Source organism: Rhizobium sp. RHZ02, from assembly GCF_014851575.1.
GTDB lineage: Bacteria > Pseudomonadota > Alphaproteobacteria > Rhizobiales > Rhizobiaceae > Rhizobium > Rhizobium altiplani.
Genome location: NZ_JACUZX010000005.1, coordinates 78,298 through 97,687, shown reverse-complemented (window position 1 = coordinate 97,687; position 19,390 = coordinate 78,298). Strand labels below are relative to the sequence as shown.

Sequence of the window (19,390 nt, the reverse complement as noted above, 5' to 3'; positions counted from 1 at the left end):
AGCGGTCCGCTTCAAGCGGGCTTTTTCATTTGAAATCAATCGTGGAAGGCGTCGACGAACTTGCGCCTGCCGAGCATGAAAGCATCGGCAACGTGGCGAAGCGGCGCCAGATCGACGTCGGATTTGCCGGCTTTGACAATTTCCGCAAAGCGCCGGTAAAGCGCGGGGTACTCTTCCTCGGGCGCCGAAAACTTCAGCTCGCCATTGATCGACAGCTTGGAGCCGCCTTCCGCAAGCTCCACATGGCCGGCTTCGGTTTCCGCGAGAATGTCCCAGCTCTGCTTGCCGGTCTGACGCCAGTCGAATTCGGCATGAACCGGCACGCCGTCAGCGTTCTGGAAGTGCAGATCCGCGGCGATCGGCGCATCGCGATTTTCCGGGAATTCGAGCGTTGCGCCTGTCAGGAAGATCGCCTTTGGGAGGATGTGGGTAACGATCGAAAGGGCGTTGATGCCCGGGTCGAAGACGCCAAGGCCGCCGGCTTGCCAGATCCAGTCCTGGTTCGGATGCCAGTGGCGAACGTCTTCCTTCCAGATGACATGAACGCTCTTGATCGTCGTCGACGCGAGGAAGGACCTCGTGGCTTCGACAGCTGCTGCGTAGCGGGAATGCCAGCTCGCAAACAGCGAAACGCCCTTGCTGGCCGCCAGCTTTTCGAGATCGGCCACTTCGCTTAGAGTCGCGCCCGGAGGCTTTTCGAGGAACACATGCTTGGCGGCGGAAAGCGCCTTGTGCGCTGCCTCGTAGCGATACTGCGGCGGCATGCAGAGCGAAACGGCATCGATCGCCGGAACGGCGTCGAGCATTGCATCGATCGTCGTGAAGCTCTGGATGCCTTCGACGGTGCCGTGGCGACTCGCCGTTGCAACGAGCTTGAAGTCCGGATTCTTTGCAATCGAGGGGAGGTGCTGGTCGCGGACGATCTTGCCGACGCCAACGATGGCGAGGTTGATAGGTGACATGCTGGTGCTCGCGTTCGGTGTTTCGCTCAAAAGTATGATTTATTTTGCGCCTGTTTTAGCAGAAAGAAACCGGGGGGCAAGGGTCGATAGGCCCGTCAGATGGACGCCATTTCGGCCGGTGCCGTCGGCTTCTTGAACTGCACCGTTACGACCTTATACCCCTCGGCCTCAAGGGTTGAAAGGAGCGTCGGCAGCATTGTCGCCGTGCGATTGTGGATGTCGTGCATGAGGATGATGCCGCGGCCCCGCTTGTGCAGCAGGTCCATCGTCCGCTTGGTGACGGCGGCTGGCGATGTATTGAAGTAGTCCTTGCTGTCGACGTCCACATCCATCACCACCATATCGCGCATTGCCACGGCGCCACGAAGCTTCCGGCTATCGGCAAGGTATGGAAAGCGAAAGAAGTTGACGTCGCCGCCGGTCGCCTTGGTCACGGCGGCCTCGCCGCGTGTGATTTCCTTCATGGCCATGTCGAAGGTCAGCGTCGCCAGGTTCTCGTGCTGGTAGGTGTGGCTGCCGATCGCGTTGCCTTCAGACGCGATCTTGCGGGCAAGCTCCGGATGTCGTTCCGCCAATTCGCCGACCATCATGAAGGCGCCCTTGACGCCGAAGTGGTCCAGTGTCGCGAGGACACGGTCCGTGCGGCCGGGGATCGGACCGTCATCGAAGCTGAGGATGACCTCCTAGTCCTGGAGGTGCAGGTCATGAATGGACGCGACGATGAGTGCTCGACCGGCGAGGTGATGCAGGCGGCTGTCGCTCGACATTTGGGGCAGGGCAGCATCGGTCCCCGTTGCCGGGCTGCCTTCAGGCGCGATGATGGAGGAGGTGGTCATTGTGGTGTCAGGCGCAGGATGCCTGGTGGATTGGCAGCCGGCCAGGGCCATGCTCAAGATGGCACCGGAAATGAGGGCAAAGCGATGCATAAAAGGGCTCAACAAATCAGTAATGAAAGTTGAGGCAACCTTGATGATTATGGTTAACGATCGGTTTCGATCGCCCCGGAAAGCGTCGAATCGTGCTCAACCCGACAAGCTTCCAGCCATACTTGTGGCTATCCTGCCATCGCTTCTTCGTATTCGGAGGAAAGCTCCAGCCACTGCTCCTCGGCGGCGGTGAGCTTTGCTGCAGCCTCGCCACGTTGCTTGGCCTTTTCCGCAGCCTTCGCAGGCGCCTTTTCGTAAAGCAGCGGATCCGCAAGTTCTGCATCAAGCGCCTGGATCAATTTCTCCAGCTTGCCGGTCAAGGATTCGATTTCGTTGATCTTTTTCTTGAGCGGCGCCAGCGAAGCGCGCTTCTCGGCATTGAGCTTGCGCTGGTCGGCCCTCGAGGCGGGTTCTTCAGCAAGCTGTGGTTTCTCGTCCTTCTTCTTGCCCGATGCGACAACGAGATCGCGGTACTCGTCCATATCGCCTTCGAAGGTCGTGACGGTGCCCTTGTTGACGAGCCACAGCCGATCGACGGTTGCCTCGATAAGGTGGCGGTCGTGCGAAATGAGAATGACCGCGCCCTCGTAATCGTTCAGCGCCTCGATGAGCGCCCGACGGCTGTCGATGTCGAGGTGGTTGGTCGGTTCGTCGAGGATCAGGAGGTTGGGCGCGTGGAAAGCCGCGAGCCCCATCAGCAGGCGCGCCTTCTCCCCGCCGGAAAGATCCTTGGCCGCGGTGGACATCTTTTCGGTCGCAAGACCCATCTGAGCGACTCGCGCCCGCACCTTCGCTTCCGGCGCGTCGAGCATCAAACGGCGCACGTGATCAACCGGCGACTGGTCCGGAATCAGATCGTCGAGCTGGTGCTGCGCGAAAAAGCCGATCTTCAGGTTAGGCGCGAGCTTGACCTCGCCCGCCTCCGCCGACATGCGACCGGAAATGAATTTCGCGAAGGTGGATTTGCCGTTGCCATTGGAGCCGAGCAGCGCGATGCGATCGTCATTGTCGATCCGCAGATTAAGGCCCTTCAGGATAGGTTTGCCGGGCTCGTAGCCAACAGCGCCGCCGCTGATAGCCACGATCGGGGAGGCAGGTTGCTTTTCCGGCTCGGGGAAGGTGATCGGCTGTACGTGGTCTTCGATGACGGCAGCCACCGTTCCCATGCGCTCCAACGCCTTGACGCGGCTCTGCGCCTGGCGTGCCTTGGAGGCCTTTGCCTTGAAGCGGTCGATGAAGCTCTGCAGGTGTTTGCGCGCCGCCTCGTTCTTGGCTCGCGCCTTCGTCTGCAACTCGTCCGCTTCGGCCTTCTGCCGTTCAAACTGGTCGTATCCGCCGCGATAGAAGGTCAGCTTCTTCTGATCGAGATGGACGATCGAGTTGACGGCGTTGTTCAGCAGGTCGCGGTCGTGGCTGATGACGATGACGGTGTGCGGATATCGGCGCACGTAATCCTCGAGCCACAGTGTGCCTTCGAGGTCGAGGTAGTTGGTCGGCTCGTCGAGGAGCAGCAGGTCGGGCTCGGAAAACAGCACCGCGGCGAGGGCAACACGCATCCGCCAGCCGCCCGAGAAGGACGACGCCGGACGCGATTGCGCCTCCTGGTCGAAACCGAGGCCAGCGAGGATGCTGGCAGCACGCGCTTCCGCGGAATGGGCGTCGATATCCACCAGCCGCATCTGGATTTCAGCGATGCGATGCGGATCGGTGGCGCTTTCCGCCTCCGCCAGCAAGGCTGAGCGCTCCTTGTCGGCTGCCAGTACGATTTCGATCAGCGCGTCTTCCGTTCCCGGTGCTTCCTGAGCGACCTGTCCGATGCGTGCATTCTTCGGGATCGACACGGAACCGCTTTCCGCGGCTACATCGCCGGTGATCACTCGAAACAGTGTGGATTTGCCGGCGCCATTCCGACCGACAAGACCGGCCTTCGTGCCGGCTGGCAGCGAAACGCTGGCGTGATCGAGAAGCAGGCGGCCGGCAATACGTGCGGAGATATCGGAAATCGTGATCATGGCCGGCGTTTTGGCCGAAAGCCGCGATCAGCGCAAGAGCCTCCGGCTCAGCGACCGAAGGCTTGCACGGGCTGCCGTCGATTTGACTGAGCGGCGTGAAGGGCAACGCGTGCATTTGCCTGCAGCTGCGATGCCGTCGTTGCGTCGGCGCTTAGAGCAATGCCGAGCGAAATCGTAAGGCCCGAGGGGGCAGCGTTGTCGGATGCCGCGAATGTCATGTGATCTTCTACCGACGCTCGGAGGCGATCGGCAATCGCCAGAGCTTCCTGCATCCCGACATTGGCGAACAGGAAGGCGAACTCGTCACCATCGGTGCGCGCAACAAGATCGTTCTTCTTGATCGACTTGCGGAAGAGATCCGCGAGCTTCTTCAGGAGGCGCGTGCCGATCTGTGTGCCGTAGCGGCTGTTGAATGCCTTGAAGTCGTCGACGTCGACCATGATGAGGGCGCTGCCGGCAGCACCTTCCTCCCGGTCGTAGAGATCGGCGATCGCCTTATTGAGGGCGATGCGGTTGGGGATCCCTGTGAGCTTGTCGGTGACCGACGCGGAATGAGCAGCAGCGATACCAAGCTCGATTGCTTCAAGGCGTTCGACGTCGCTCTCCAGCCGGGCCTCGATCTCCTTTTCCGAAGCGAGCACGTTTGAGAGGGAGGTCGACAGATACTCCATCTCGCTCATGAAGGAGCCGAGGCTTTGGTCAGGTTTTCCTGCAATGGATTGCAATGCTGTTTCTGCAGCGCGCAGGAATGCCTGCTTCTGGCGCAAGCTGTCCGAAAGTCGGTCCGCCGCGTCGCGCAGCATCCTGCTTGTCTCTGCATGCGAGATTTCGCTTGAGAGACCGCAATGGCTGACGAGCCGATACTTCAGGCCGATTTCATCGAGCGAGGCTTGCCGCGGGCTTGGCCCGAGCGCCGCGATGTCCTGTGCTAGGGCAGCATTCTGGCCGATGATCGCCTCGTACAGGAGTTCGTAGTTGCGCGGCAGGCCGGCAATCGCGAGCCGTGTCATATGCTGGGCGATCCGCTGAATATCGGTGGGGGCGGCGGGCGGGCGCGGTGCGGCTTCTCGTTGTACCTGTGAGTTTGGCGCAGTTCGCATGACGTTCCCCTCGTGCCGACTGTGGCGCCGGCGGTTGGCTTCTCTATGCAACTACCGCGCTAAAAATAGCTTAAATTCGGTCGTTTGTAGTTGAATTGTGGTGCTGAACAGTGAAACGCGGTTAATGGAGCGTATCCATCTGACATTTACTGTCCTGGCGGACGTTGGATGTTGGTTGTAGCGGAACCGGTATCGTGTGGCGAAGCGCGTGTTGGAGACGTCGCTATCAGTCGACGAGGGGCAATCGTTACATGACAGGCGCGTGAAATTGCCCATGCCCACTTGTTTTCAGGCTATCGGGCGGGTAAACACCGCCCACTTTTCCCACGAAATAAAGGAATTTGACCCATGGCGATTGAACGCACTTTCTCGATGATCAAGCCGGACGCAACGAAGCGCAACCTGACGGGCGCTATTACCAAGATGCTCGAAGATGCCGGCCTGCGTGTCGTCGCCTCCAAGCGCGTCTGGATGAGCAAGCGGGAAGCTGAAGGCTTCTACGCCGTTCACAAGGAACGCCCGTTCTTCGGCGAACTCGTTGAAACCATGACCTCCGGCCCGACCGTCGTTCAGGTTCTGGAAGGCGAAGGTGCCATCCTCAAGAACCGCGAAGTCATGGGTGCGACCAACCCGGCAAACGCTGACGAAGGCACGATCCGTAAGGTTCACGCCCTTTCGATCGGCGAAAACTCGGTTCACGGCTCGGACGCTCCGGAAACCGCTGCCCAGGAAATCAAGTACTGGTTCTCCGACACCGAAATCGTCGGCTGATTCAGGCTCTCAGCGAAACCGCTGAAGCTTTTGAATTGACTGAAAGCCGGGGCTTTGCTCCGGCTTTTCTACGTTGAAGGACAGGTTGCGGCAGTATCGTAGTCCACGGTGCCGTCAGGTTTGAAAACCTCGGGGTTCTTCGTATAGAGCGGCCCAACGACGAGGGGCTTGCCGGGCATGACCGACTGATCGAGGCTGGAGATCACCTCGGTCTTCAGGCTCTGCAAGGTTTCGCCCCTGGCATCGACGAGGCGAACGTTCACCGCGTAAGGCTTATCCTTCTTGACGCAATGAAGTGCGGGGCTCTGCAGCGTGATCTTGTCCCAGAACGGATAGATCTTTTCGTTTGTGACCAGCACGTCACCGCCCGCCGGGTTCTCGAACTCCGCGATGGCGACGGTGCCTTCCGGTATCGGCGCCTTCTTGTTCAGGGTCACGACATAGGTCGCGACCGCGATCCTGTAGTTGAAAACGAAGACGCGACCGCTGATCTCGACCAGCTTGTCGGTCTCTCGCTGGCATCCCGTCAGCATTGCGGCTGCAACGGAAACGGCCATCAACAGCGCTTTCATGGCGCTTCCTCCTCTTTCCTGCGGCGATAGTGGCGGCTCGCCTTGGCGCGATTGCCGCACACCGCCATGTCGCACCAGGCGCGACTTCTGTTCTTGCTCCGGTCGATGAAGAGCCAGCCGCAGTTGCGGCAGATCTTCATGCGCTCGGGATCCGGCATCGCGATCAGCCGCAACACCGAATGCGCTGTTGCCGCATCAAGGCCGTTTGCTCCATTGGCGCCACGCAACGTGCGCGCCAGCGCTTCCAGAAGATCGGCGAGCAGCCGGTCATCGGTTTCGCCTGAAACACGAGTCCGGAAATACCTGTCCGTCGCCTCGCGCAACTCCAGAAAGTTTCTTTTGTTCTGTGGGGCCGGAGCGGCCATGTCGCCGAAGAGCGCCCGCTCAGCGCAGAATTCCGCCGCTGCCTGCGGAAAGGCTTCCAGTTGAGCGGGTGCTTCGAAACGGTCGATCCGTCGCGCCCCGTCATGGCGAAGCACGACGCTGTTGGCGACATCCAGCGCCAATGCGCCTCCGGAAAAGCGGTGTGGGGTCCAGGCAAAGCTCATGATGAAAATATAACTGGTAAAATAAGTTTTGCTAGTTATGATTTATGCAATCAGGAGCTTTTGATGGCCTATCTGCTGCAGCAATTGGCGAACGCGGTACCGCTGGCTGCGCTCTATGGTGCGCTTGCCTTTGGCTACGCCGTCGCCTTCGGGGTCACTAAGCGTGCGGACATCACCTATGGCGCGATCTTCGCGTTCTCGGGCCAGATTCTCCTGCTTTTCACGGATCTTGGCTACAACAGGCTCTGGTTGATCCTGCCGGCTGCGCTGGCGCTGGGGGCTCTGTTCTCGCTCATCTATTCGATGCTGGCCGCGGTCTGGATTGGCCGTTCCATCATGCTGCCGCTGGTTCGCCAGTCGTCGAACACCGTGATCGTCGCGGCGCTCGGCATCACCATCGTGCTGATGGAGACGGCGAGGCTCGCATCCGACACCAAGAGCCTATGGCTTTCGCCGTTCCTGAACAGCGTCGTCGTCTTCTGGAATGACGGGGCGTTTAAGGTGACGCTCACTGAGATCCAGCTGATCAATACCGCATTGATGTGCGCCATGATCGCGCTCGGCGTTGCCGTCATGAGGCTGACCTCCTGGGGCCGCGTCTGGCGGGCCGTGACCGACGATCCCCTGGCCGCAGAATTATGTGGCACCAGCGCCGATCGCGTCTTTCTCGTCGCCTACGCGGCGGCTGCCCTGATCGCCACGGCATGCGGCATTCTTGCGACCTTCTATTACGGCACGATGGATTTCGGTGCTGGCCTGATGTTCGGCCTCAAGGTGCTGATGGTGGCAGCCGTCGGCGGATATTCAGATCCGTTGAAGTCGGCCGGCGGTGCCGCCGGTCTCGGTGTCGCGGAGACGATGTGGAGCGCTTACGGCCCTTATCTCTGGCGTGACCTTGTGGTGTTCTCGCTGCTCGTGCTTCTTCTCGTCCTCAGCCGGAGGGAGCGGGCGATACCCTGACTATTTCCATTTGTCGCGGGCAGCGTCATCCGCATCCTTGGCCGCGACCCATCCGCCCGTCGAACCATCCTTGCCGTGCTCCTTCTTCCAGAAGGGAGCGGCTGTCTTCAGATAGTCCATCACGAAGTTCGCGCCATCGAACGCGGCCTGCCGATGCGGCGCCGCGGCGATGACAAGCACGATATTCTCCCGTGCGGCGATCTTGCCGTAACGGTGGATGGCGGTCAGCCCGAGGAGCCCGAAGCGCTCGATCGCAAGGTTGGCGATCCGGCTCATCTCGGCCTCGGCCATGCCCGGATAGTGTTCGAGTTCGAGTGCTGCAAGCTTGCCGCCTTCGTCACGGCACAGGCCCGAGAATGTGACGATCGCGCCGATGCCGCTGGTTTGCGTACTGAGCCGATCGACTTCCGCCTGAAGGTCGAAGTCCTCGCGTTGGACGCGAATATAAGGCTCGACCTTGCTGCTCACTTCAGCCTCCGGTCATCGGCGGGAAGATGCCGATCTCCCTGGCGTTGCCGATCGGTTCGTCATGCTCGACGTGCTCCTGGTCGACCGCGACGCGGATGACGTCTGGAAACTGAAGCGCGGTCTCATATTCTTCGCCCATCGTCTTCAAATGATTCAGAAGGTCGGCAACGGAAACGACGGAAGAGGGCAAGGTCATTTCTTCTTCGGCCTTGCCGATCCGTTCGCGCACCCAGGCGAAATAGACGAGCTTTGTCATTCTTCATCATCCACGATGTGCTTGAGGCCCGCCCGGAAATAGTCATAGCCGGTATAGATCGTCAGCAGTGCTGCGATCCAGAGAAGGCCGATGCCGGTCTTCGTTGTGTAAGGGAAGATTTCGTCGCCAGCAGGGCCAGCGAGCAGGAACGCGATCGCAACCAGCTGCACCGTCGTCTTCCACTTGGCAATCCGTGTCACGGGCACGCTGACCTTCAGGGCCGCCAGATATTCGCGCAGACCGGAGACCAGGATCTCGCGGCAGAGAATGGTGATTGCAGCCCAGATCGACCAACCGGCAATCGTCTGGTCGGCCGCTACCAGGAGAAGAATGGAGGCGACCAGCAGCTTGTCGGCGATCGGATCGAGCATTCGGCCGATGTTCGACGTCTGGTTCCATATGCGGGCGAGATAGCCGTCGAGAAAGTCGGTGATCGACGCGATGATGAAGATCCACAGCGCCACCCATCGTGCCGTATTGCTGATCGCCAGCTTTCCTTCGAGGAAAAAGCACAGCACGATCAACGGTACTGCCAGAATGCGGCCATAGGTCAGCAGGTTCGGTATATTATATGCGCGCGATGCCATGAAACATGTCTCTGAAGTTATGTGCTCGTAGATGACGGCTTTGAGCGTAAAGCGTCAACATTCTTTCTATTTTTTCGCTGCCTTTGCGTGGAATTTGCGACTGACGCCACCTATTTCGCGGCGTCATCATGAAAATGATTATAAACCTGCTTGGCGACGGTCTCCGAAATGCCTTCGACGGTCATCAGATCGGACAAAGCGGCGCGGGAGACCGCTTTCGCGGTTCCGAAGTGCTGCAACAGGGCGCGCTTGCGCGACGGTCCGATCCCGCCGATCTCATCAAGCGGGTTCTTGACCATCTCCTTCTTGCGCCGGGCGCGATGCGAGCCGATGGCGAAGCGGTGCGCTTCGTCGCGCATGCGCTGGATAAAATAGAGTACGGGATCGCGCGGCGGCAGCGTGAAGCTCTCGCGTCCCGGTGGGAAGAAGCGCTCGCGCCCGGCGTCGCGGTCGACGCCCTTGGCAACGCCGATGGCGATCACACTGTCGGTGATCCCCAATTCCTCAAGGATCGCACGCACGGCCGTCATCTGTCCCTGGCCGCCGTCGATCAGGATGACGTCGGGCCAAGCGGGGAAGGGCATGTCGGCGGCATCCGCCGGCGATGCCGGTTGGCTGCGATCGGGAATGCCTTCTTCTTTCAGCAGACGCGAGAAGCGTCGTGTCATCACCTCGCGCATCATGCCGAAGTCGTCGCCCGGCGTGATGTCGGTCGATTTGATGTTGAACTTCCGGTACTGGCTCTTCACGAAGCCTTCCTGTCCCGCGACGACCATGCCGCCGACCGCATTGGTGCCCATGATGTGCGAGTTGTCGTAGATCTCGACGCGCTGTGGCACATAGGGAAGCTTGAAGGTCGCCTTGAACCCCTCGAGCAACCGCGATTGCGACGCGGTTTCAGCGAGTTTGCGGCCATGCGCCTCGCGGGCATTGGCAATCACGTGCTCCACGAGGTCACGTTTCTCTCCGCGCTGCGGAATGAGGATCGATACTTTGTGTCCGGCCTTTTCGCCGAGCGCGGCAGCGAGCAGTTCGAGTTCCTCGACGGTCTCCGACAGCAGGATTTGCTTCGGTACCGGCTTGTCGTCGTAGAACTGCGCGAGGAAGGCGTTCAACACCTCGGCAGCCGAGAGCTGCGGGTCAGCCTTCGGGAAATAGGCGCGGTTGCCCCAGTTCTGCCCAGTGCGGAAGAAGAACACCTGGATACAGGAGATCCCGCCCTCATGATGGATCGCAAAGACATCCGCCTCTTCCACGCCCGCGGGGTTGATGCCCTGGTGACTGGAAACATGCGACAGCGAAGCCAGGCGGTCGCGGTAGACGGCGGCGCGTTCGAAGTCGAGATCCTCGGCAGCGACATTCATCGCCTCGGCCATATGCTCCTTGATTTTCTGGCTCTTGCCGGAGAGGAAATCCTTGGCCTCCTGCACGAGCTCGGCGTAGCCCTCGTCACTGATCTCATGCGTGCATGGCGCCGAACAGCGCTTGATCTGGTAGAGAAGGCAGGGGCGGGTGCGCGTCTCGAAGACGCTGTCGGTACAAGTCCTGATGAGGAAGGCGCGCTGCAGCGAGTTGATCGTCCGACCGACGGCGCCGGCTGACGCGAAGGGACCGAAATAGTCGCCCTTGCGAGCGCGGGCGCCGCGGTGCTTGAAGATGGCCGGGGCGCGGTGGTCCCCCGTGATCAGAATGTAGGGAAACGACTTATCGTCACGTAAGAGCACATTAAAACGAGGCCGCAAGCGCTTGATAAGATTCGCTTCAAGCAGCAGCGCTTCCGTCTCGGTGCGGGTCGTCACGAACTCCATGTTCGCCGTCAGCCGTACCATCTGGGCGATCCGGTTGGAGTGCACGCGCCCGAGCGCGTAGTTGCTGACGCGCTTCTTCAGGCTGCGGGCCTTGCCGACGTAAAGCACGTCGCCGGCTTCGTTGAACATGCGGTAGACGCCAGGGCTGTTGGGCAGTCGCTTGACGAATTCGGCGATCAGGTCGGCGCCGACGAGGCCGGTTTCGTTCACCCCGCCTTCGTTCCAATCGATCGCAGTCGTGGTGGGCGCAGCGGAGACGTCGCTCTCCACTTCGATTTCGTCGTCTGCGTCGTCCGTTTCGTCGTAAAGAACGCCGCCATCCGGCAGCTTTCTTGAATTCATTCCGTAATCTCCGCCACATCGGGCGTCTGCCAGGCAAGATGCTGGCCACCATCCAGGGCAATCATTTGACCGGTGATCGAGGGCGTTTCGTAGAGGAAGCGAATCGTTTTGCCGAATTCCCCGAGCTGCGGCCCTCGTTTGAGGATAAGCGCTGAAACCTGCGCTTGGAAGTCTTCTTGCGACTGTCGCTCGCTCGGCATCGAGGGGCCGGGACCGATCGCATTGACACGGATACGCGGCGCGAGCGCCTGCGCCATGGTCTGCGTCGCCGTCCACAGGGCGGACTTAGACAGTGTGTAGGAATAGAAGCTCGGCCGCAGCGCCCAAACGCGCTGGTCGATGATGTTGACGACGAGACCATCCGTCTCGTCGGGCAATTGCGCCGCAAAGCCGGCCGACAGAATCGAGGGGGCGCGAACATGGACCGCGAAGTGCTCGTCCCAGGCGTCGGCATCGATGTGGCGGACGGAGTCCTCGTGGAAAACAGAGGCGTTGTTGACGAGGAGATCGATTGGCCCGATCGCTTCCGATGCCCTTTTTATCAGGTCGCTCGTCTCGCCAACTTCCGTAAGGTCTGCCCTTACGGCAATCGCCCGGGAACCGTTTTGCCGCAATTCCGCCGCGAAATTCTCGGCCTCCTCAATCGAGCGGCTGGCATGGATTGCGACCGCAAAGCCATTCGCAGCCAAATCCACAGCGATTGCCCGGCCTATTCTTTTCGCCGCCCCCGTCACCAGCGCCGTTCGAAGTCTTTTCTTGTTCAAAATAATGCCTTTTCGCCGCGCAACTGTGTTCGCTGCTTATATAGGCGCGGGAGAAGATGAGATAAATAGCCGTTTTCATTGCGATGTTGCCGGAATTACTGTATGTATTATTTAAGAATATAATTCCGTAAAATAAGTATTCATGATTTAACTATTCATTATGGTTAACAAATAGTCTGTTGCGGCAAAGCAACATCGAATTTCAGCCGCCCCCGCGCCACAATCAAATCACAATTTGGCTCTTTCAAATCCTCAATTGGGCATCAATTTCCCTTCCGAACCGCAAGGGACATTTGTAATAACCCGCGAATGCTTCGCTGTAGGACAGTTGACGAAGGGGCGCGGGTCTGAAAGGAGACGAGTATGCGTACGTTTATTGCTAGCCTGTTGGTTTCGACCGTTGCCCTTGGTGGGTTTTCCGCCGCTTATGCAGCCGATGCCGTTGATCAGATCCCGGAAGCTCCGGTTGCACAGAATGAGCCGGCTCCCGCTGCCAACTGGCAGGGCTTCTACCTCGGTGGTGCCGGCACCTACAACATGGGCGGCTTTGGCAACAAGTACAACGCGCGTGCGCTCGGCGGCCAAGTCTACACCGGCTACAACTGGCAGGCTGGCCAGATCGTTTACGGTGCCGAAGCCGACATCGGCTATTCCGGTGCTGACGGCGCTGCTGGCGGCGGCGAAGGCAAGAACGAAGTCAACGGCTCGATCCGCGGCCGTATCGGCTACGACCTGAATCCGTTCCTGCTGTACGGCACGGCCGGTCTCGCTGCGACCAAGAACAAGTTCAGCAACGCCGCTGGCTCCGACACTGACACGTCGCTCGGCTACACGGTTGGTGCAGGAGCGGAAACCTTCGTCACCAACAACATCACGGCCCGTGTCGAGTACCGCTACACCAACTACGCTGACAGCGACTTCCACGTCGGCGGCGCGAACATTTCGCGTGGCTACGACGAGCACAGCGTCAAGGTCGGTATCGGCGTCAAGTTCTAAGCCGAACATCGAATGCGGAAAAGCCGGGTTCCCATCCCGGCTTTTTTGTTTCTGCGATGAACTGCTTGCGGCCTATTTGGGAAAGTCAGTCGAGACGGCAAGCTCACGCCATGCAGCGAGTTCTTTGGCGACATGGGCGTTCTTGGCTTCGATCACCGCCACGGTATCGCTCCCGAAGGGCATGCGCAGCGGAGGATTGTCCGAATGCGCCAGCGTGACCATCGCCTTGGCAAATCGAGCAGGGTCGCCGGGCTGCTGGTGGTTATGGCCGGCTGCGAATTCGCGCATCGCGCCGACCGGCGTCTCCTTGTAGTCGGCAATCGAGCTGGGACTAACGGCCAGTGAGCTCTCGTCGAGGAAGTCGGTGCGGAAGAAGCCGGGCTCGACGACCGTCACCTTGATGCCGAGTGGGGCCACTTCAGCAGCGAGAGCCTCGGAGATACCTTCGACCGCGAACTTGGTCGAGCAATAGATACCCCAGCCGGCATGCGACTCGTAGCCGCCGATGGACGAGATATTCAGCACCTGCCCCGAGCGCTGGCGACGCATGTGCGGCAGGACCGCGCGGGTGACCTTCAGCAGGCCGAAGACGTTTGTTGCGTAGAGCTTTTCGATCTCCTCAGTGGTTGCTTCTTCCACGGCGCCGAGCAGGCCGAAACCGGCATTGTTGAGCAGGATGTCGATCTTGCCGAAGCGCTTGACGGCTGCTTCAGTTGCCTTGTGCGCCGAGGCTTCGTCCGTCACGTCAAGCGACACGGCGAGCAGATTGGGATGATTGCCGAATTTCTCTTCAAGACCCTTCGGGTTACGCGCCGTAGCGACAACGGCGTCGCCGGCATTGAGAGCTTCCTGGGCGATGAGGGCGCCGAAACCACGCGATGCCCCTGTAATGAACCAGACACGCATGACGATCTCCTTTGTCCGTTGCGCTGCGATTTGCTTACGGAGTGAAGGTAGCGTATTGGCATAACTGAGAGAATTTACGTTGTGTTTCATAGGGTGCTGAGAAAAATTCATCAATGAAACGTGTCCGTTCGACCGATCTTGCGATTTTCCTGGCGATCGCCAACCACCGAAGCTTCAGGAAGGCATCGGTCGAACTGGGTGTCACGGCGTCTGCCCTCAGTCACGCGCTGCGGGCAATCGAGGAACGGTTGGCAGTCCGCCTCGTCAACCGGACGACCCGTGGCGTAGCTCTGACCGAGGCCGGCGAGCGACTGTACGACCGCATCCGACCGGCATTCCTCGACATCGATGCAGCCCTCGACGATCTCAACAGCTTCCGCGGCCAACCGCATGGCAAGCTGCGCATCAATGCGGCGCGGGTCTCCACCAAGCTTGTGCTGTTGCCGATCGTCTCTCGTTTCCTGAAGGCCTATCCATCCGTCGAGGTCGAGATTGTCATCGATGACGGACTGATCGATATGGTGTCATCGGGCTTCGATGCCGGTGTGCGCTTTGGCGAAAGCATCGAGGCCGATATGATTGCGGTGCCGATCGGTCCGCGCCACCGTTTTGCGGTAGTTGCCGCGCCGAGCTACTTCGAGAGCCGGAACCGTCCGTTGACGCCGCACGATCTGCGTGACCACGAATGCGTGCGCTACCGCTTTGCCGGTGGCGCCTTCTATCGATGGGAGTTCGAGCGCGGCGGCATCGAACTGGAGATCGAAGTCAGTGGTCCCCTGACATTGGGCGATCAGGACATTATCCAGGATGCCGTGCTGCGCGGTTGCGGTCTCGGATACCTTTTCGAAGAGCAGGCGCAAGCGGCGATCGCAGAGGGCAGGCTGATACGCGTGCTGGAAGATTGGTGCCCTTTCTATCCGGGCTTCTTCCTCTATTATCCGAGCCGCCGGCAATTGCCGACGGCGCTCCGGGCCTTCATCGATTTCGTCAGGGCCGACAAGGGAACGTCTCAGGTCTGAGGTTTCAGTTCGCCGTAGGCGGCAAACTTCTTTTCGAATTCGCGGCCCCAGCCGATCAGTTCGGCGTGATCGGCTTCCCATTGTTCCTTGAAGCGCAGATCGAGATACCCGAGCGTGGCGGCAAGCGCGAAGTGGCCGCCGTGCAGCCGCTTGCCGATCTTTGGCAGGTGCACACTGAGATGGTTCAAGCCGCTGACGGCCTTCTTCCACTGCCGGTCGATCCACGGCTGGTGGACCTTTTCCTCGTCGCGGAAGCGCCGCTCATAAACGATCGCCAGCAGGCAATCGCAGATACCGTCGCATAGTGCCTCGAGGATTTCCGCCTCGGTCCGCTTGCCGTTCTTGGCAGGGTAGAGCTTCTTGCCTTTCAGCCGGTCGAAAAAGTGCATGATCGCGACGCTGTCGAAGATTGACAGCCCATCGTCGGTTAGCAGTGTCGGGATTTTGCCGAGCGGATTGTTATCGACCAGGATCGCCGGGCCGGCATTGGTATCCACTCGGATTTCGATGGCGTCGAGCTCCAGATAGCGCGCCGCCATGCGCACCTTGCTGGAATAGGGAGACGTCGGTGCGCAAAGGATCTTCATGGTCATTCTTCCATACGGTCATGTCTTGGCGCGACTATTTCGCGCCAGCTAGAGTCGGTCAATCGTCCTTTGCCGCCTTGGTTTCGCCGCGCAGCCAAAACGCTCGATGCGACGCGTAGCGATCCTGTGCAAGATGGTCCTTGAGCGCGGGTAGAAGCGCATGCAACTCGTCCTTCAGCGTGAAGGGCGGATTGACGATGATCAGGCCGGAGCCGGTCAATCCGTTGATCCCCCGGTCGCTGCGGACGATGAGCTCGGCGCAGAGAATCTTCGGAATGTCGAGGGCCTGCAGCGCCTCGTGGAATTCCTTGATCGGCGCCCCCTTCTTCAGCGGATACCACAGGCAATAGGTGCCGCCGGGGAAGCGGCGATAGGCTTTCGCCAAACCATCCACAAGGCGTTCGTATTCGCCATCTTCCTCGAACGGCGGATCGACCAGGACGATGCCGCGTTTCTCCTTCGGCGGCAGGTGTGCGCCGAGCGAGAGCCAGCCGTTGAGCTCGGTGATCCGCACCTGATGATCGCCCTCGAAAAGCCGATGCAGCCGGGCAAAGTCCTCCGGATGCAATTCCATCGCGGAGAGCCGGTCCTGCGGTCGAAACAGCATGCGGGCGAGCTTTGGAGAGCCGGGATAAAGGCGGATGCCGCCCTCCGCGTTTAGCTCACGCACGGCGGATAGATAGGGCTCCAGCAACTCGGCGACCTGTGGAGCAAGCTCTGTGTCCAGGAGCTTGCCGATGCCCTCGCTCCATTCACCGGTCTTTTGAGCCTCCTCGGAGGAGAGGTCGTAAAGCCCGATGCCGGCATGCGTGTCGAGCACGCGAAAGGCCGCATCCTTCTTCTGCATGTAGCGGATCAGTCGCGCCAGGACGGCGTGCTTGAGCACATCGGCAAAATTGCCCGCGTGGTAGATATGGCGGTAGTTCATTTTCGCTGATGCCCGTGATGAATTCACCTGATCGACGACATTTGTGGCTTTTGGCCGGTTTCCGGTTCGAATATAGAAAAGCCATGAACATTGCGACCCCCATTCACGCCAAATCCGCCAAGTCGAATGTTAGGCTCGGTCACACCGCCTGTCCGCACGACTGTCCCTCCACTTGCGCGCTGGAGGTGGAGATCGGCGACGATGGCCGCATGGGCCGTGTGCGCGGAGCAAACAATCACAGCTACACCTCGGGAGTGATCTGCGCGAAGGTCGCGCGCTACGCCGAGCGCCTCTATCATCCGGACCGGCTGATGCACCCGCTGCGCCGAACAGGCGCCAAGGGGGCAGGGCAGTGGCAGCAGATTTCCTGGGACGATGCGCTGGATGAAATCGCCGAAGCCTTCGTCAAGGCGGAAGCCAGGGACGGCAGCGAAGCGATCTGGCCCTATTTCTACGCCGGAACGATGGGCTGGGTTCAGCGCGACTCGATCGAGCGCCTGCGCCACGCCAAGCGCTATTCCGGCTTCTTCTCGTCGATCTGCACCAACCCGGCCTGGACCGGTTTCACCATGGCGACGGGAACGCTGCGCGGACCCGACCCGCGTGAGATGGGCGGCACCGATTGCGTCGTGATCTGGGGCACGAATGCGGTGTCCACCCAGGTCAACGTGATGACCCACGCGATCAAGTCCCGCAAGGAGCGCGGCGCCAAGATCGTCGTGGTCGACATCTACGACAATCCGACGATGAAGCAGGCCGACATGGCGCTGATCGTCAAGCCGGGTACGGATGCCGCGCTGGCATGCGCCGTCATGCACATCGCCTTCCGCGACGGCTATGCCGATCGCGAGTACATGGCAAAGTATGCCGACGATCCTGCCGGCCTTGAAGCGCATCTGAGGACGAAGACGCCCGAGTGGGCCGCCGCCATCACCGGCCTTTCCGTTGATGAGATCGAAGCCTTCGCGCGCCTCGTCGGCATAACGAAGAAGACCTATTTCCGCCTCGGCTACGGCTTTACCCGCCAGCGCAATGGCGCGGTTGCCATGCATGCGGCGGCCTCGATCGCGACGGTGCTCGGCTCCTGGCAATACGAAGGCGGCGGTGCCTTCCATTCCAACAGCGATATCTTCCGCATGAACAATGCGGAACTGACCGGCAAGGCGATGAAGGATGCGGATATCCGCATGATCGACCAGTCGCAGATCGGCCGCGCGTTGACTGGCGATGCCGTGGCGCTCCGCCATCGCGGCCCGGTGACGGCAATGCTGATCCAGAACACCAATCCGGTGAACATCGCCCCCGAACAACGGCTGGTGAAACGCGGCTTCGCTCGCGAGGACCTCTTCGTCGCGGTGCACGAGCAGTTCATGACGGAGACGGCCGAGATGGCCGACATCGTCATTCCAGCAACGATGTTCGTCGAGCATGACGATATCTATCGCGCCGGGGGCCAGAACCACATTTTGCTCGGCCCTAAGCTGGTTGAGCCGCCGGAGACCGTCCGGACGAACCTGTTCGTGATCGAAGAACTGGCAAAGCGTCTCGGTGTCGCCGATCGCCCCGGTTTCGGTTTCACGGCCCGCGAAATGATCGATCGGCTTCTCGAAGCCAGCAACCTGCCGGGATACGACCATTTCCTCGAACACAAATGGTTCGACCGTCAGCCGGATTTCGAGGATGCGCATTTCCTCAAGGGCTTCGCGCATCCTGACGGCAAGTTCCATTTCCGCCCGGACTGGGTCGACGGCCCTGCGCCGAACAAGCCGCCGGCCGCTGTCGGTGCTCTCGGACCATACAAGCAGCTGCCGGCGTTTCCGGATCAGGTCGATGTTATCGAGCTTGCCGATAGCGAGCATCCGTTCCGCTTGGCAACGTCGCCGGCGCGCAACTTCCTGAATTCCAGCTTCTCCGAGACGAAGACCTCGCGCCAGAAGGAAGGGCGGCCGGAACTGATGATGAACCCCGCCGATGCGACGGCAGGCGGCATCGAGCATGGCGACCTCGTGCGGATCGGAAACAACCGTGGCGACCTTCGGATCCATGTGCGCGTCACCGAGGAGGTCAAGCCGGGCGTGTTGATTGCCGAAGGCCTCTGGCCGAACAAGGCGCATATCGACGGTGAAGGGATCAACGTGCTGACCGGCGCCGATCCGGTCGCGCCCTATGGCGGCGCGGCGGTCCACGACAACAAGGTCTGGCTCCGCAGGGATGTTGCATGACGAAATTTGACAAGGCAAAAGCCGAGATCGTTAATGAAAAGACGCTCTCGAACGGCTGGACGCGCCTGAGCGACTTCCAGATCGACTATACGGATTCCGACGGCGAGACGCATCGGTTGCAGCGCGAGGTCTACCATCGCACGCCGGCGGCGACGATCCTGCTATACGATCCGAAGCGAGACACCGTTGTCCTCGTGCGGCAGTTCCGGCTGCCGGTCTTCCTGCATGGTGAGCCGGCCTGGGTCATCGAAGCCCCGGCAGGGCTGTTGGATGGTGATGCCCCGGAAGTGGCGATCCGCCGCGAAGCTGAAGAAGAAACCGGCTTTCGCGTCCGCGATGTGCGCTTCCTTTTCAAGGCCTACAGTTCGCCGGGCTCGAGCATGGAACTGCTGCATTTCTTCGCCGCGACGTTCGACACCACCGATCGGGTATCGGATGGCGGCGGCCTTGCTCACGAGCACGAAGATATCGAAGTTCTGGAAGTGCAGCTCGACAAGGCGATGGCGATGATCGAGCGTGGGGAAATTGTTGATCTGAAGACGATTGCGTTGCTGCAATGGGCCACATTGAACCGCGGGTCGCTGCGATAGCCGCAGGTTCAATCATGCGCGGTTCGTCGTTCACACCGATGTCATGAATCAGCGCTATGCGCTCCG

General features: G+C 60.3%; 19 protein-coding genes and 1 pseudogene. 6 read left to right on the top strand and 14 right to left on the bottom strand.

Annotated elements, in window-relative coordinates; translation table 11 throughout:
* Window positions 1-35: 35 nt before the first annotated feature.
* The 4 genes and pseudogenes from IB244_RS10405 to IB244_RS10390 form a co-directional block, all read right to left on the bottom strand.
* Window positions 36-962 carry a Gfo/Idh/MocA family protein gene (locus IB244_RS10405; protein ID WP_029792493.1) on the bottom strand — a complete coding sequence of 309 codons (927 nt, stop codon included), beginning with the start codon at window positions 960-962 and terminating at the stop codon, window positions 36-38.
* 95 nt (window positions 963-1,057) lie between these two features.
* Window positions 1,058-1,888: pseudogene (locus tag IB244_RS10400) on the bottom strand (polysaccharide deacetylase family protein).
* Window positions 1,889-2,016: 128 nt separating this feature from the next.
* Window positions 2,017-3,900 (bottom strand): ABC-F family ATP-binding cassette domain-containing protein, encoded by a 1,884-nt coding sequence (locus IB244_RS10395; RefSeq protein ID WP_029792495.1) that lies wholly within the window; start codon window positions 3,898-3,900, stop codon window positions 2,017-2,019.
* A gap of 47 nt (window positions 3,901-3,947) precedes the next feature.
* Complete coding sequence (locus tag IB244_RS10390; RefSeq protein WP_192304130.1) at window positions 3,948-5,000, bottom strand: sensor domain-containing diguanylate cyclase; 1,053 nt, start codon at window positions 4,998-5,000, stop codon at window positions 3,948-3,950.
* Between the two features lie 348 nt (window positions 5,001-5,348).
* Between IB244_RS10390 and ndk the strand changes: the two genes are divergently transcribed.
* Complete coding sequence (ndk, locus tag IB244_RS10385) at window positions 5,349-5,771, top strand: nucleoside-diphosphate kinase (RefSeq protein WP_018116857.1); 423 nt, start codon at window positions 5,349-5,351, stop codon at window positions 5,769-5,771.
* Between the two features lie 68 nt (window positions 5,772-5,839).
* Here ndk and IB244_RS10380 read toward each other — a convergent pair whose 3' ends face one another.
* Together IB244_RS10380 and IB244_RS10375 are read right to left on the bottom strand one after the other, a co-directional pair.
* Window positions 5,840-6,343, bottom strand: a complete 504-nt coding sequence (locus IB244_RS10380; protein ID WP_018859163.1) for a hypothetical protein — start codon at window positions 6,341-6,343, stop codon at window positions 5,840-5,842.
* Complete coding sequence (locus IB244_RS10375) at window positions 6,340-6,891, bottom strand: CGNR zinc finger domain-containing protein (protein ID WP_029792498.1); 552 nt, start codon at window positions 6,889-6,891, stop codon at window positions 6,340-6,342. Before IB244_RS10375 ends, IB244_RS10380 begins: the two co-directional genes overlap by 4 nt.
* Window positions 6,892-6,954: 63 nt before the next feature.
* On the opposite strand from IB244_RS10375, the gene IB244_RS10370 reads away from it, so the two are divergent.
* Complete coding sequence (locus IB244_RS10370) at window positions 6,955-7,851, top strand: branched-chain amino acid ABC transporter permease (protein WP_029792500.1); 897 nt, start codon at window positions 6,955-6,957, stop codon at window positions 7,849-7,851.
* Here IB244_RS10370 and IB244_RS10365 read toward each other — a convergent pair whose 3' ends face one another.
* The 5 genes from IB244_RS10365 to IB244_RS10345 all read right to left on the bottom strand — a co-directional run bounded on the left by IB244_RS10365 (window position 7,852) and on the right by IB244_RS10345 (window position 12,076).
* Entirely contained in the window at window positions 7,852-8,319 is a 468-nt protein-coding gene (locus tag IB244_RS10365) for a molybdenum cofactor biosynthesis protein MoaE (protein WP_018859166.1), read from the bottom strand.
* Between the two features lies 1 nt (window position 8,320).
* Window positions 8,321-8,575 carry a molybdopterin converting factor subunit 1 gene (moaD, locus tag IB244_RS10360; RefSeq protein WP_018116862.1) on the bottom strand — a complete coding sequence of 85 codons (255 nt, stop codon included), beginning with the start codon at window positions 8,573-8,575 and terminating at the stop codon, window positions 8,321-8,323.
* On the bottom strand, window positions 8,572-9,162 hold the full coding sequence (gene pgsA, locus IB244_RS10355; RefSeq protein WP_018116863.1) for a CDP-diacylglycerol--glycerol-3-phosphate 3-phosphatidyltransferase: 591 nt from the start codon (window positions 9,160-9,162) through the stop codon (window positions 8,572-8,574). Before pgsA ends, moaD begins: the two co-directional genes overlap by 4 nt.
* 110 nt (window positions 9,163-9,272) lie before the next feature.
* Entirely contained in the window at window positions 9,273-11,312 is a 2,040-nt protein-coding gene (gene uvrC, locus IB244_RS10350) for an excinuclease ABC subunit UvrC (RefSeq protein WP_029792502.1), read from the bottom strand.
* Window positions 11,309-12,076: an SDR family oxidoreductase gene (locus IB244_RS10345; protein WP_025659805.1), complete on the bottom strand. Its 768-nt coding sequence runs from the start codon at window positions 12,074-12,076 to the stop codon at window positions 11,309-11,311. Before IB244_RS10345 ends, uvrC begins: the two co-directional genes overlap by 4 nt.
* Window positions 12,077-12,439: 363 nt before the next feature.
* On the opposite strand from IB244_RS10345, the gene IB244_RS10340 reads away from it, so the two are divergent.
* Complete coding sequence (locus tag IB244_RS10340) at window positions 12,440-13,072, top strand: outer membrane protein (RefSeq protein WP_018116866.1); 633 nt, start codon at window positions 12,440-12,442, stop codon at window positions 13,070-13,072.
* A gap of 72 nt (window positions 13,073-13,144) precedes the next feature.
* Here the strand turns inward: IB244_RS10340 and IB244_RS10335 are convergent, their stop codons facing one another.
* Entirely contained in the window at window positions 13,145-13,978 is an 834-nt protein-coding gene (locus tag IB244_RS10335) for an oxidoreductase (RefSeq protein WP_018859169.1), read from the bottom strand.
* A gap of 113 nt (window positions 13,979-14,091) precedes the next feature.
* On the opposite strand from IB244_RS10335, the gene IB244_RS10330 reads away from it, so the two are divergent.
* The gene (locus tag IB244_RS10330; protein WP_029792504.1) at window positions 14,092-14,997 is read left to right on the top strand and encodes a LysR family transcriptional regulator; all 906 of its coding nucleotides are present in this window, start codon (window positions 14,092-14,094) and stop codon (window positions 14,995-14,997) included.
* Here the strand turns inward: IB244_RS10330 and IB244_RS10325 are convergent.
* Together IB244_RS10325 and IB244_RS10320 are read right to left on the bottom strand one after the other, a co-directional pair.
* Window positions 14,988-15,584: a glutathione S-transferase gene (locus IB244_RS10325; RefSeq protein WP_192304128.1), complete on the bottom strand. Its 597-nt coding sequence runs from the start codon at window positions 15,582-15,584 to the stop codon at window positions 14,988-14,990. The genes IB244_RS10330 and IB244_RS10325 overlap by 10 nt on opposite strands.
* 58 nt (window positions 15,585-15,642) lie before the next feature.
* A complete protein-coding gene (locus IB244_RS10320; protein ID WP_113470724.1) occupies window positions 15,643-16,512 on the bottom strand; it encodes a 23S rRNA (adenine(2030)-N(6))-methyltransferase RlmJ in 870 nt (289 codons plus the stop codon).
* A gap of 83 nt (window positions 16,513-16,595) precedes the next feature.
* On the opposite strand from IB244_RS10320, the gene IB244_RS10315 reads away from it, so the two are divergent.
* Together IB244_RS10315 and IB244_RS10310 are read left to right on the top strand one after the other, a co-directional pair.
* Complete coding sequence (locus tag IB244_RS10315) at window positions 16,596-18,734, top strand: molybdopterin-dependent oxidoreductase (protein WP_169681056.1); 2,139 nt, start codon at window positions 16,596-16,598, stop codon at window positions 18,732-18,734.
* Window positions 18,731-19,324: an NUDIX domain-containing protein gene (locus IB244_RS10310; protein ID WP_169681054.1), complete on the top strand. Its 594-nt coding sequence runs from the start codon at window positions 18,731-18,733 to the stop codon at window positions 19,322-19,324. Before IB244_RS10315 ends, IB244_RS10310 begins: the two co-directional genes overlap by 4 nt.
* Window positions 19,325-19,390 lie beyond the last annotated feature (66 nt).